12 protein-coding genes are annotated in these 13191 nt (G+C 66.4%); 11 read left to right on the top strand and 1 reads right to left on the bottom strand.

The window, feature by feature from the left end; all coding sequences use genetic code 11:
- The first annotated feature begins 379 nt into the window (after positions 1–379).
- The 9 genes from rpsB (at position 380) to CSR00_RS27520 (ending at position 10807) form a co-directional block, all read left to right on the top strand.
- On the top strand, positions 380–1204 hold the full coding sequence (gene rpsB / locus CSR00_RS27480) for a 30S ribosomal protein S2 (protein ID WP_099025557.1): 825 nt from the start codon (positions 380–382) through the stop codon (positions 1202–1204).
- 21 nt (positions 1205–1225) lie between these two features.
- Entirely contained in the window at positions 1226–2041 is an 816-nt protein-coding gene (tsf, locus tag CSR00_RS27485; RefSeq protein ID WP_099025558.1) for a translation elongation factor Ts, read from the top strand.
- A gap of 606 nt (positions 2042–2647) precedes the next feature.
- A complete protein-coding gene (locus tag CSR00_RS27490) occupies positions 2648–3118 on the top strand; it encodes a hypothetical protein (protein ID WP_099025559.1) in 471 nt (156 codons plus the stop codon).
- A 129-nt stretch (positions 3119–3247) separates the two neighbouring features.
- Positions 3248–4708, top strand: coding sequence for an amidase (locus CSR00_RS27495; RefSeq protein ID WP_099025560.1), 1461 nt, complete (start codon positions 3248–3250; stop codon positions 4706–4708).
- A 134-nt stretch (positions 4709–4842) separates the two neighbouring features.
- Positions 4843–5961, top strand: coding sequence for an ABC transporter permease (locus CSR00_RS27500; RefSeq protein WP_099025561.1), 1119 nt, complete (start codon positions 4843–4845; stop codon positions 5959–5961).
- Positions 5961–6527 carry an FtsX-like permease family protein gene (locus CSR00_RS27505; protein WP_099025562.1) on the top strand — a complete coding sequence of 189 codons (567 nt, stop codon included), beginning with the start codon at positions 5961–5963 and terminating at the stop codon, positions 6525–6527. The genes CSR00_RS27500 and CSR00_RS27505 overlap by 1 nt, the downstream gene beginning before the upstream one ends.
- A 6-nt stretch (positions 6528–6533) precedes the next feature.
- Complete coding sequence (locus CSR00_RS27510; protein ID WP_099025563.1) at positions 6534–7256, top strand: ABC transporter ATP-binding protein; 723 nt, start codon at positions 6534–6536, stop codon at positions 7254–7256.
- 33 nt (positions 7257–7289) lie between these two features.
- Positions 7290–8831, top strand: coding sequence for an APC family permease (locus CSR00_RS27515; protein WP_176562295.1), 1542 nt, complete (start codon positions 7290–7292; stop codon positions 8829–8831).
- The gene (locus tag CSR00_RS27520) at positions 8828–10807 is read left to right on the top strand and encodes a primary-amine oxidase (protein ID WP_099025565.1); all 1980 of its coding nucleotides are present in this window, start codon (positions 8828–8830) and stop codon (positions 10805–10807) included. The genes CSR00_RS27515 and CSR00_RS27520 overlap by 4 nt, the downstream gene beginning before the upstream one ends.
- A 215-nt stretch (positions 10808–11022) precedes the next feature.
- Here the strand turns inward: CSR00_RS27520 and CSR00_RS27525 are convergent, their stop codons facing one another.
- Positions 11023–11373: a nuclear transport factor 2 family protein gene (locus tag CSR00_RS27525; RefSeq protein WP_099025566.1), complete on the bottom strand. Its 351-nt coding sequence runs from the start codon at positions 11371–11373 to the stop codon at positions 11023–11025.
- Positions 11374–11461: 88 nt separating this feature from the next.
- Here CSR00_RS27525 and CSR00_RS27530 point away from each other — a divergent pair, with 88 nt between their 5' ends.
- Together CSR00_RS27530 and CSR00_RS27535 are read left to right on the top strand one after the other, a co-directional pair.
- Positions 11462–12280: a MerR family transcriptional regulator gene (locus tag CSR00_RS27530; RefSeq protein ID WP_099025567.1), complete on the top strand. Its 819-nt coding sequence runs from the start codon at positions 11462–11464 to the stop codon at positions 12278–12280.
- The gene (locus CSR00_RS27535) at positions 12235–13050 is read left to right on the top strand and encodes an SDR family oxidoreductase (protein WP_099025568.1); all 816 of its coding nucleotides are present in this window, start codon (positions 12235–12237) and stop codon (positions 13048–13050) included. Before CSR00_RS27530 ends, CSR00_RS27535 begins: the two co-directional genes overlap by 46 nt.
- The last annotated feature ends 141 nt before the right edge of the window (positions 13051–13191 follow it).

The raw sequence follows: 13191 nt of genomic DNA on the forward strand, positions 1-13191 counted from the left end.
TGATGTATTATTGATAGATGATCATGCGCCGCACTGGATCTACACAAGGGGTGTGGTCGGCAGCGTCAGATGTGTATAAGGGCCGGGGCCACAGGGACGGCCATGGGGGATGGCCGCAGGGACGGCCATGGGGCTGGCCGCAGGGCTGGTCAAAGAGGTGGTCAAAGCAGGTGTTCCAACGGTGTAAACTTGCCTACGCAGCTCGCTTTGCGGGCTGACTTCGCGCGTCTGCACGACGATTCCTCGGCCGAGCCGAGGTTCCCACCTGCGTGCCGGCGGTCCCGACCCCTAGGGCCGGGTCCGGTTCGCAGCAGGCGCCAGGGTCCGGCCTCACCCCGATGCCGGACGACAACCGACAATAAAAGGACATGGGCTCACAATGGCTGTCGTAACCATGAAACAGCTGCTCGACAGCGGCACCCACTTCGGGCACCAGACCCGTCGCTGGAACCCCAAGATGAAGCGGTTCATCTTCACCGACCGCAACGGTATCTACATCATCGATCTGCAGCAGACGCTGACCTATATCGACAAGGCCTACGAGTTCGTCAAGGAGACCGTGGCCCACGGCGGCACGATCCTGTTCGTCGGCACCAAGAAGCAGGCGCAGGAATCCATCGCCGACGAGGCGACCCGCGTCGGGATGCCGTATGTGAACCAGCGCTGGCTGGGCGGCATGCTCACCAACTTCTCCACCGTGCACAAGCGCCTGCAGCGCCTCAAGGAGCTGGAGGCCATGGAGCAGACCGGTGGCTTCGAGGGTCGCACCAAGAAGGAAATCCTGATGCTGACCCGCGAGAAGAACAAGCTCGAGCGCAGCCTCGGCGGTATCCGGGACATGCAGAAGGTGCCTTCGGCGATCTGGGTCGTCGACACCAACAAGGAGCACATCGCCGTCGGTGAGGCCCGCAAGCTGAACATCCCCGTGATCGCGATCCTGGACACCAACTGCGATCCGGACCTGGTGGACTACCCGATCCCGGGCAACGACGACGCGATTCGCTCGGCCGCCCTGCTGACCAAGGTGGTCGCCTCCGCGGTGGCCGAGGGTCTGCAGGCCCGCGCGGGTGTCGGCAGCGGCGACGGCAAGCCCGAGGCCACCGGCGAGCCCCTGGCCGAGTGGGAGCAGGAGCTGCTGGCCACCGCCACGGCGACCGCGGGCACGGGTGAGGCCGCCACCGAATCCACCACCGACGTTTCCTAACTTCTCCAAGGGAAGGGTTTCATGGCTAACTACACCGCTGCCGACGTCAAGCGACTGCGGGAACTGACCGGCGCCGGCATGCTCGACTGCAAGAACGCGCTGGCCGAGTCGGACGGCGACTTCGACAAGGCTGTCGAGGTGCTGCGCATCAAGGGCGCCAAGGACGTCGGCAAGCGCGCGGAACGCGCCACCGCCGAGGGCCTGGTGGCCGCCAAGGGCGGGGCGCTCATCGAGCTGAACTCCGAGACCGACTTCGTGGCCAAGAACGCCGAGTTCCAGGCCCTGGCCGACCAGATCGTCGACGCGGCCCTGGACGCCAAGGCGGCGGATCTGGAATCACTGAAGGCCGCCAAGATCGGCGACAAGACCGTCGAACAGGCCGTCGCCGACCTGTCGGCCAAGATCGGCGAGAAGCTCGAGCTGCGGCGGGTCACCTACTTCGACGGTGCCGTCGAGCCCTACCTGCACAAGCGGGCGGCCGACCTGCCGCCGGCGGTGGGCGTGCTGGTGGAGTTCACGGGCGGCGGCAAGGACGCCGCGCACGCCGTCGCGCTGCAGATCGCCGCGCTGAAGGCCAAGTACCTCACCCGTGAGGACGTCCCCGAGGACGTGGTGGCCAACGAACGGCGCATCGCCGAGGAGACCGCCAAGGCGGAGGGCAAGCCCGAGCAGGCCCTGCCGAAGATCATCGAGGGCCGGGTCAACGGCTTCTTCAAGGACGTCGTGCTGCTCGAGCAGCCGTCGGTGTCCGACAGCAAGAAGACCGTCAAGGCGCTGCTGGACGAGGCGGGGGTCACCGTCACGCGCTTCGCCCGGTTCGAGGTGGGGCAGGCCTGACCGCCACCGCGCCACGAGTTTGAGCGGCGCACCAACCGCTCACCGAGAAACCCCGCGCCACCCCGGCGATCCCGGAGACGCGGGGTTTCTCCTTTCCCGGGGTCCGGTACGGGCTGCGCACGTTCGGGCCGGCGCGGGTGTGAACGAGACGGCATGCGGTTTCCGGGCGGCCGGGGAACGGTTTTTCGCCACCGTAACGACTGCTTTGCTGAAATCCGTCGATAGTGGGGATTTCCGAGCATGGTGCTGTGCGTAGATCACATCAGGATTTCGCGATATCGGTACGATCACGACGAATGCCGTGCGGCCCCTCTCTGGCGCCTCTACCAGGTGTTACCCGCGGGATCCGACGACTGTCCAACTGAGTGGGAGCCCATTTCGGGCCCTGTGCGGACTTTGTACTGCGACACATTGCCGACGGTGGCGCGCTACGCACCGGCTCATTGCCCGGCCGCTGCGGGTGGGTCCATAAGAGGATGTCCGGAAGAAAAGAAAAATTGCCGTGAACGGAGTGTGCTTTCGGTTGACAGGGCCTATTGCGCCTGAGACGATTTTCCCAGCGTAAATAACAATCTGATTACTGACATTCTGGAAGCAGGGGGGATCATGTCCACCATCGCCACCAAGATCAAGGCGGGTGCCGCCGCCGGGGCGCTGGCCGGGGCCGCGGCCCTTGCGTCCGTGCCGGTCGCTCAGGCCGAGACGTTCGCCACCGGCCTGGGGGTCGGTGCCGGCGACACTGTCGCGGCGGACTGCGGTTCTGCGACCGCCGCCGCGGCTTCCGAGGATTGCCTCGTCGAGGAAACCAGCTCTTCGAGCAGCAGCCTCCTGCCCGGCGGATACACCCTCCTGCAGAACAAGCTGTTGTGGTGGGGTCCCACCGCCGAGGTGACGCCGGCGCTGACGCCGATCCTCCAGGTGAAGATCTTGAACTTCGTGCCGTCCATCTTCGGGCTCAAGAATGCCTTCGGCTGGGTCGAGGACATCGACTACACCTCCTGCGTCGCCGGTGCCACCGCAAGGATCGGCAGCTACGGCACGCTGACGATCGGCATCTCGAAGGGCTGCGCAGTCTAGCTCGACCGTCTCACTCGACGGGCAAGGCCACCGAACGGCAGCCCGAGAACCTCAGGGTTCTCGGGCTGCCGCTTTGTCGTGTCGAGATCCCGACTGCTATTGAACATGTGTCTGGTAGCGTCCCGGGATATGGCACGGATACACGCGTTCGACGACGACGCGCTCGGTGATCTCGATGCCGTCGGCGTCGCCGAGGCCATTCGTTCCGGCGCCATGTCGCGCCGGGAGGCCGTCGAGGCCGCCATCGCGCGCACCGAGAGGCTCAACCCGGAACTCAACGGGCTGGCCCACGAGTCCTATGAGCGGGCCAGGGCGCAGTCGTCGGCCCCCTACGGGGGTTTCTTCGACGGGGTGCCGACGTTCGTCAAGGACAACGTCGCGGTGGCGGGAATGCCGACCGCCGAGGGCTCCGACGCCTGGCGTCCGCGCACCATGTCGTTCGACGGAGACTTCGCGCGCACGTTCCTGGCCACCGGCGTCAACCCGCTCGGAAAGACCCAGCTCTCGGAGTTCGGGTTCAGCGCGTCGGCCGAGCACCCGCGACTGGGGCCGGTCCGCAACCCGTGGAACGCCGCCCACACGGCCGGGGCGTCCTCGTCGGGATCCGCGGCCTTCGTGGCGGCCGGCGCCGTCCCCATCGCCCACGCTAACGACGGCGGCGGCTCGATCCGGATCCCTGCCTCCTGCAACGGCCTGGTGGGCCTGAAGCCGACCCGCGGTCGGGTACCGCTGGACAAGGATCACCGCGGGATGCCCATCCGGATCGTTGCCAACGGGGTCGTGACCCGCTCCGTGCGGGACACCGCGGCCTTCCTTCGTGAGGCCGAACATGTCTGGCACAACCCGAGGCTGCCGAAGGTGGGGGACATCACCGGCGCCGGTGGCCGGCGGCTGCGGGTGGCCGTGGTGACCCGTTCCCTGCTGCGTGAAAGCGGGGTCGAGGTCCGCGAGCAGACGCTGCGGACCGCTTCGCTGCTGGAGAGCCTGGGGCATCACGTCGAGCAGCTCGACGAGATCCCGGTGCCCGCGTCGTTCGTCGACGACTTCGTGCTCTACTGGTCACTGTTGGCAATGGCGTTGGTGCGCAGCGGAACTCGCCGCTTCGGTCCGACGTTCGACCGGACCCGGCTGGACAACCTGACTCTCGGGCTGGACCGGCACGCCGCGGGCAACCTGCACCGGTTACCGGTGACGATCGCCCGGCTCGCGGCCACCCGGCGGCACACCAACCGGCTTCTCCGGCGCTTCGACGTAGTGCTCACGCCCACCCTCGCCGACACCACTCCGCCGATCGGACATCTCGACCCCACAGCGGACTACCAGCAGATCATCAGCAAACTCATAGACTGGGTCGCGTTCACGCCCTTGCACAATGTGACGGGTGATCCGGCGATATCGCTGCCGCTCGCGGAATCCGCAGCCGGGCTGCCCATCGGCATGATGTTCACCGCCGCGGCGGGAGGCGAGGCCACCCTGCTGGAACTCGCCTACGAACTCGAGGCGGCGCGCCCGTTCCGTCGGATCCAGGACCCAGTCGACGGTCACGGCGGCGAAGCGGCAACGAATTCCGTTGCCGCTCCTTCACGCTGACGTAACCGCGGCGGTCGCTAGTTAACGCGATCGACACCCGCCGCGGCCTCTTCGCGAAACGCGATGGTCTGACTATCTTCAACGTGGAGATCTCAGCGTCTACCGCAGCATCCTCACGATCACCGGCGATCGCCATGTCCTCCGGCAACACCTTCGGCTGCCTGGTGCGCTTCGCGCTGGCAAACGTCAGGCGTCGGCCGGAGCGGTTCGTCCTGTCGGTGCTCGGAATCGCGCTCGCCATCGCGTGTGTCACTGTGGTCCGCACCATTTCGGCGAGTTTCGCCATCACCGGTGCGGAGTCGGTGACCGACGTCGTCGGTGAAGCGCAGTTGTGGGTGGTGCCCGCGGAGGGAGTGCAGTTCAACCAGGATGTACAGGCACTGGTGGCCGGCGGCGCAGCACCGGCGATCACGATTCCGCCCGGGTGGCGCGCATCCCGCGTCCTGTCCGGGGTGACCGACGTGGCCGGCCAACCGGTATCTGTGCGGGGCACCGACGAAATACCCTCGGGCCAAGCGGTTTTGGGTTCACAGCTGGCCGAGCGACTCGGCGTCGGCGCGGGCGACGTGCTCAACGTCGGCGGCCTGCCGTTGACGGCCGAGGTCTCCGGGTCGGGGACGTCGATGACCGTGTCGACCGACCTGGCCCACGTGCTCGTCGGTGACGACGGTTGGTGGACTGTGTTCGCGCCGGCGGGAGCGGAGAAGCGTCGCGATCTGGGCCAGACCTTCGGCTCCGCCGTCGGGCTGCCGTCCACGGCGGATCCCTCGGTCAAACCCGATCGGGCCGGCGGCGGCCTGGTCTACGACACTGTGGGCGGATCCGGTCCGCTGACCTTCGAGCAGAAGTACTCCGCCCTGTTCTCCGGAAAGATCACCAGCTCGACGCTGGGGCTGATCTCGACCATCGGGCTGGTGCTGGGGTTCGTCATCGCGGTGTCGTCGTTCCTGGCAGCGGTCTCCGAACGGAAGCGGGAGTTCGGCATCATGTCGAGCATCGGGCTGGCCGACGAGGTCCTCTACTTCTTCCTGGTGGAGTCCGCGTTGGTGTTTCTCGCCGCCTACGTCCTGGGCGTGCTGGGCGCCGGTGTGGCAGTGGCGCTGACGATTCCGCAGATCGCTACGGTGACCGCCTGGCTGCAGGCCGCCGGCATGGTGGCGATGTTCGTGCCGGCGATGTCGATCGTCGGTGCCCTGATCCCGGTGCACCGGCTTCTCCAACACCGTCCGGTCGACCTTCTGGAGGCGCGCTGATGCTCGGTTACGGACTGGCCTACGGCTGGATGTCGGCGCGCAGACGGATCCGCGAGATGGTGCTACCCATCGTCACGACCGCGACCGGAGCCTTCCTGGTCGTCCTGGTCTTCGGGATGTCGGCGGGGATCCGGGCCCAGTCGGCCGCGCTGGGGCACGCCGATGAGATCAACCGCGCCGTGGTGCTGATCGCCGTCACGGTCCTGCTGGTGGGCGTCGTCGAGGTCGCCGTGGCCACCACCCGCACCATCGCTCACCGGACCCGGGAACTCGGTGTGCTGGGCGCCAACGGGATTCCGCGGAAGCCCGTCATTGCCGCGCTGCTCGTCGAGCCGCTGGTGGCGGCGGTGCTCGGCGCACTGCTCGGTGCCGCCCTGGCCGGTCTCACCGGTGTGATCCTGCAGGTGACGGGTCTGGCCGCCGCGGGGGTCTCCTACGTCGGTCTGCTCGCCGGCGCGGGCATCGCGATCGGCGTCAGCATCATCGCGGCCGCGGCGACCAGCGTCGTGCCGACCTGGAACGCGGCCTCACACCCACCGATTCGATCCCTGTCAGCAGGAGGCTAAACACCTATGACCGCCATCGAGGAAAGCGGCGCCGTCGTCGACACCGAGGCCGCCGGCAAGCCCGTCATCGAGATCAGTGACTGCTGGAAGCTGCACAAACTCGGCGACGAGGTCGTCAAGGCGCTCGTCGCCGCCGAACTGAAAGTGATGCCGGGCGAATTCGTCTGCCTGATGGGCCCCAGCGGCAGCGGCAAGTCGACGCTGCTGAACATCATCGGCGGGCTGGACCGGCCCACCAAGGGGACGGTCACCATTGGCGGAAAGGACACCGCCACGCTGACCGAGAGCCAATTCGCCGCGCTGCGCCACGACACGATCGGGTTCATTTTCCAGAGCTACAACCTGATCCCGTTCCTGTCGGCCGTGGAGAACGTCGAGCTGCCGCTGATGTTCGAACCCTACGACCGCAAGGCGCTGCGCAAACGCGCAACCGAACTGCTCGAGCTGGTCGGGCTGAGCCATCGCGTCGACCACCAACCGACGAAGATGTCCGGCGGCGAGCAGCAGCGCACCGCGATCGCGCGGTCGCTGATCAGCAACCCGACGCTGGTGCTCGCCGACGAGCCCACAGCCAATCTCGACCACCGAACGGGGGAGACGGTGGTGCGCATGTTGCGCGACCTGTGTTCGACGCTGGGCGTCACCGTGGTCGCCAGCACCCACGATCCCACGGTGGCCGACGAAGCGAGCCGTGTCGTCCGTATGAAAGACGGACAAATCGTCAACTGACCCAAAGGTATCAAGAAACCTGGGAGACCAAGCATGACACAAGAGATGGAGGCAGCTCCGCCGTCGGGCTCCGGTCGAACGGTCAGCTCCGCTGACCGCGACAAGCTGATGACGACCGAGCTCGTCCCCGAGCAGATTCTGCCGAAGGTCATGAGCACGTTCGGCCTGACTGCGGCCTACGTGTTCATCATCTGCTGGATCACCGGCTCGTCGGTGATGGCTGCCGGTGGCTGGACGGCGATCCCGATGTGGGTGCTGGGCATCCTCACCTTCCTCATTCCGGCCGGCATGGCCGTCGTCGAGCTCGGCAATCTGTGGCCCGGCCAAGGCGGTGTGTACATCTGGGCCACCAGAACCATGGGGGAGACGTGGGGCTTCATCGGCGGTTACCTGTCCTGGGTGCCGGTGATCCTCAATGCCGCAGCGTCGCCCGCGATCGTGCTGCAGTTCCTGCTGTTGGCGTTCCATGCCGAGCTCGGGCTGACGGTCAGCATCATTCTTCAGCTGGTGATCCTGTGGGGCGTGATCTCGCTGTCGCTGGCCAAACTGGCCGCAAACCAGCGGGTGATGAACATCGTGTTCGTGGTCTACCTGGTGCTCGCGGTGACCATCTTCGTCTGCGGTCTGATCTATGCGGGCAAGCACGGGTCGGGAACACCGTTCAGCCTGCACGATTCGGTGGTTCCCAACTTCGCCGCAGCTGGGTTCCTGTACGGCACCGTGCTGCTGTACCTGCTCGGTGTCGAGACGCCCTACAACATGGGCGCGGAGTTCCTGTCGGTGCGTAAGAGCGGCCCGAAGATGATCCTCTGGGGATCCATTGCGCTGGTCGGCATCTACCTGTTGACCACGCTGGGGACCATGATGGTGCTGCCCGGCGACGAGATCGATCCGGTCACCGGTGTCATCGGCAACCTCGACCAGTCCGGTTTCCCCGGACTGATGGAGATCGCCGCGGTCACCCTGGCGGTCATCGTCGTCGTCGCTCTGATGACCTACCAGGTCGCCTACTCCCGGCTGATCTTCGTCTCCGGGTTGGAGCGGCATCTGCCCAGGCTGTTCACCCATCTGAATCCACGTACCCGCAACCCGGTGACCGCCATCCTGATCCAGGGCGTGCTCTCCTCGTTGATCCTGGTCGGGTTGTACTCGCAGAGCAGCATGGCCAACGTCACCGTCTACCTGCAGGGTGGCCTGTCCACGGTGTGGCTGATCTCGGGATTCTTCTTCCTGTTCCCGGTGATCGTCGCGCGCAAGAAGTACGCCGATCGCTATGAGAACGAGACGTTCTGGCGGATCCCCGGCGGCATGGTCGGTGTGTGGATCGCGGTGATCGTCGGCACGGTGGGCACGATCGGCGGCATCTACTACTCGTTCGTCACGCCGTGGATCGACGTGCCGAGCGCGACCTGGATGACCTGGGTGGGCGGCATCGGTCTGGGCATGGTCGCCCTCGGCCTGATCGTCTACATCTTCGGACGCCGGTCGGCACACAAGGCCAACAAGGAGGACTCGCTGGCGCACCTGGCGGTCTTCGACCTCACCAAAGAACAAGCGGAGGAAACAACCAAATGACCATGGACAGCACGGTACTGAGCACACCGGGAACGGGTGACCAGGTCCGCTATCCACTGGATCCCCTCACCGGTGCCGAGATCGAATCGGCGGCACGGATCATCTCGGACTCCGAATACGGCACCGAGACACTGCGATTCGTGATGATTCAGCTCAAGGAGCCGGACAAGACCCCGCAGCTGACGTATGACCCGACGGTGCCGGTGCCCCGGCAGGCGTTCGTCACGATGTACGACACCGCGGTGAAGACGGTCTACGAGGCGGTGGTGGACGTGCTGGCGGGCACGATCGACTCGTGGTCCGCGATCCCGGGCAAGTTCCCCTCCTACCTCGTCGAGCACATGACCGGTGTCGAGGAGAAGGTCCGTGAGGACACCCGCTGGCAGGAGGCGATGCGCAAACGCGGCGTCACCGACTTCAGCCTGGCCATGATCGACCCGTGGCCGGCGGGCTACTACGGTCCCGGTGACGCCTACGACAACTCGCCGCTGATCTGCCGGCCGCTGACCTTCATGCGGGCGGCCCCCTCGGAGCACGGCTATGCCCGCCCCGTCGAGGGCCTGATCGTGTGGTTCAACCTGGACAAGATGGAGGTCATCGACGTCGAGGACCACGGGGTGGTTCCGTTGCCGCCGACCGCGGGAAACTACTCCGAGCAGTTCATGTTCGACCCGAACAACCGTCCGGCCTTCGAGCAGTTCCGCGACGACGTCAAGACGATCGAGATCACCCAGCCCGACGGTCCGAGCTTCACCGTCGACGGGTGGCACGTCACCTGGCAGAAGTGGTCGATGCGGATCGGATTCAATCCGCGCGAGGGCATCACGCTGCACGAGGTCACCTACACCGACCGCGGCGAGACCCGGCCCATCATGTACCGGGGTTCGCTCTCGGAGATGGTGGTGCCCTACGGCGACACCTCACCGACGCACTGGAACAAGAACGTCTTCGACATGGGCGAGGTCGGGATGGGGTTCTCGGCCAACCCACTGACCCTGGGTTGTGACTGTCTGGGCGAGATCTACTACTTCGACGGTACCGTCAACGACTCGCAGGGTAACGCGGTCACGATCCCGAATGCGATCTGTATGCACGAGGAGGACTACGGGATCTCCTGGAAACACACCGATTTCCGTACCGAAGAGGTCGAGGTGCGCCGGTCGCGGCGGCTGGTCGTCTCGATGATCTGCACCGTGGGCAACTACGAGTACGGGTTTTTCTGGTACTTCTACAACGACGCCACGATCGAGGTGGAGGTCAAGCTCTCCGGTGTGCTGACCACGGGATCCATTCCGCAGGGCGAGGAACCCCGGTGGGGCAAGCTCGTCGCCCCCGGCATCTACGGGCCCAACCACCAGCACTTCTTCAACTTCCGGCTGGACATGAGCATCGACGGCCCGGGCAACAGTGTCTACGAGGTGGATTCGATCGCCGAGCCGGATCCGGAGCTCAACCCGCACCACAACGCCTGGATCACCAGGGACACGTTGGTGGCCTCCGAGGCCGAGGGTGCGCGGGACTGGAACTGGGAGACGGGCCGGTACTGGAAGATCGCCAACCCCTCGAAGAAGAACGAACTGGGCGCCCCGGTGGCCTACAAGCTCGTACCCCGCGAGGTGGTCCCGGTGATGGTGCAGGAGGGCTCCTACATCTACGACCGTGCCCGCTTCGTGCAGCACAACCTGTGGGTGACCCAGTACGACCCGGCGGAGAAGTTCGCCGCCGGTGACTACATGTACCAGTCCGCCGAGATGCAGGGGCTGCCCACCTTCATCGAGGACGACGCGCCGCTGGAGGACAGCGACGTGGTGCTGTGGTACACCGTCGGCGCCCATCACGTGGTGCGTCCCGAGGACTGGCCGGTGATGCCGTGCGCCTACATCGGCTTCCACCTCAAGCCGGTCGGTTTCTTCGACGGCAACCCCGCGCTGGACCTGCCTCCGTCGCCACCCAAGGCCTGCCACAACCATTGCTAGTGCTGAACAGTGATTCGGCTGAACAGTGATTCCGCTGAACTCTGGTCCCGTTGAAGCCCGGCCCGGACCGGGGCCCGTTGTGGTTCCGGTCCGCGGCGGGTGACGGCCGGGCGGACACCCAGCCGCATCGCGCCGCCCTGGAGGGACCGACGGCGTCCCGATGATCGAGCCGTCATCGGGTACGCCATTCCCGGCTCCCGAGGCCGGATCACGGATCAGCGGTTGTTGAAGATGATGAACAGCCCGGCGATCCGGTCATCGCGGACGACGACGTAGTTGGTGAGGACGAGTTCGTCGGGGAGCCCGGTCTTGTCGAAGTCGCCGTCGTACCGCGCCCGCAGCACGGTGACCCCCGGCCGCTCGACGATCTCGGTGACCTCCATGGTGACGTGGTCACCCACGATCTCGTTCGAGACCCACTCGCGGATGGCGCCGAGGCCGGCGAACTCCCGATGGTTGTCGTTGACCAGAGCGTCGGGGGCGAAGGCGTCCAGGACCGCGTCGACGTCGAAGTCGTTGACGGCGTCGACGTAGCGCTGCAGGACCGGAGATGGTGCAGTAGTCATGCTCGCAGCGTGGGCTCGCCGGTGGCTGGAGAGTCAACCCGGCAGGCAGCCTTGACTCTCTCCCAAGGGGAGACCTCACACTGAGTCGGTGACCAACCCATTGTCGATCGGGGACTTCTCCCGAATGACGCAGCTGTCGGTCAAGACACTGCGGCATTACCACGAGGTCGGACTGCTTGCCCCCGACCGGGTCGATCCGGCCACCGGCTATCGGTACTACCTACCCGAGCAGCTGCCGACGGCTCAGGTGGTGCGCCGGCTGCGGGAACTGGAGATGCCGATCGCGGATGTGCGTGCGGTGCTGTCTTCGACACCGGTCGAACGCAATGCGCTCATCAGCGGACATCTGCAGAGATTGGAGAGCCGGCTCGCCGCGACACGAAGCGCCGTCGAGTCGCTGCGGGCCATCCTGGAGCGTCCGCCGGCCGGCCCCCACATCGAACACCGCAGCGTCGCCGCGACACCGGCGGCCGCCATTTCGGCGATCGTTCACCGCGACGATCTGCTGCCCTGGTGGCAGGGCGCCGTCGGTGAGCTCAGGGCAATGGTGCACACCGACGACTCTCTCGACCGGACGGGGGCGCCGGGGGCGCTGTTCGGATTCGACATCTTCGCCCGGGACAGGGGGACCGCGACGGTGTTCATCCCGGTGCACGGCGAGGTCCGGTCGATCGGCCGAGTGCGGCCGGCGATCATCCCCGCAGCCGAAATGGCGGTTCTGCGTCACGACGGCCCGCACGACGATGTCGACCTCGCGTACAGCGCCCTGGGCGAGTACGCCATCCACCACGCAATCAGCGTTGAGGGCCCATTGCGCGAATACTACGAGCGCTTCTCCTGGGACACCGACGATTCCACACAATGGACGACCACCCTGTGCTGGCCGGTCTTTCGGGCCGACGCATGAGCGGGCTGCAGGGGCGGCGCGCGGTGGTTGCCGGTGGCACCAAGGGCACCGGGGCCGCGGTCGTGGCTCGACTGCAGGCGGCGGGCGCCCACGTGACCGCCGTGGCACGGCGTCGTCCCGCCGATGACGATGCCGTGGCAGATGACTTCATCGAAGCGGATCTGACCTCCGCGGCGGGCGTAGCGGCGGTGTCCTCCCGCGTCGCCGACAACGGCGGGGCCCACATCCTGGTCCATGTGGCAGGCGGATCCCGCTCTCCATCAGGTGGGTTCGCAGCGCTCAGCGACGAGAACTGGGCCGATGAGCTCGACCTCAACCTGTTGGCGGCGGTGCGCCTCGATCGCGCGCTGGTGCCGCACATGATCGACGCCGGCGGCGGCGCGGTCGTGCACGTCGTCTCGATCCAGAGCCGTCTGCCCCTCCACGACGCCACCCTCGGGTATGCCGCGGCCAAGGCCGGTCTGCGCGCCTACAGCAAGGGGCTGTCCCGGGAGTTGGCCCCCAAGGGGGTGCGGGTCAACACCGTCTCGCCGGGATTCATTCAGACCAGCGCCGCCGAGGCGCTGATCGACCGGATGGCCGCGTCCCTGGATGGGGGCCGTGACGCCGCACTGGACAGGCTGATGGCCGCACTCGGTGGTATCCCACTGGGCCGTCCCGCCCAGCCCGCCGAGGTCGCCGAGGCGGTCGGGTTCCTGGTGTCGGACGCCGCGTCCTCCGTCGTGGGTGCCGACCTGGTGGTCGATGGGGGCACCGTGCCGACGGTCTAGGTGGTGTCTGTCAATTGCGGACGCGGTGGTTGATGATGATCGCGGCTAGGGTTACCCCTCCGAGGTAGCTCAGGGCGTACTTGTCGTATCGGGTGGCGATTCCTCGCCAGTGCTTGAAGCGGTTGAAGGATCGCTCGACAG

Origin of the sequence: Mycolicibacterium palauense, assembly GCF_002592005.1 — a bacterium.
Lineage (GTDB): Bacteria > Actinomycetota > Actinomycetes > Mycobacteriales > Mycobacteriaceae > Mycobacterium > Mycobacterium palauense.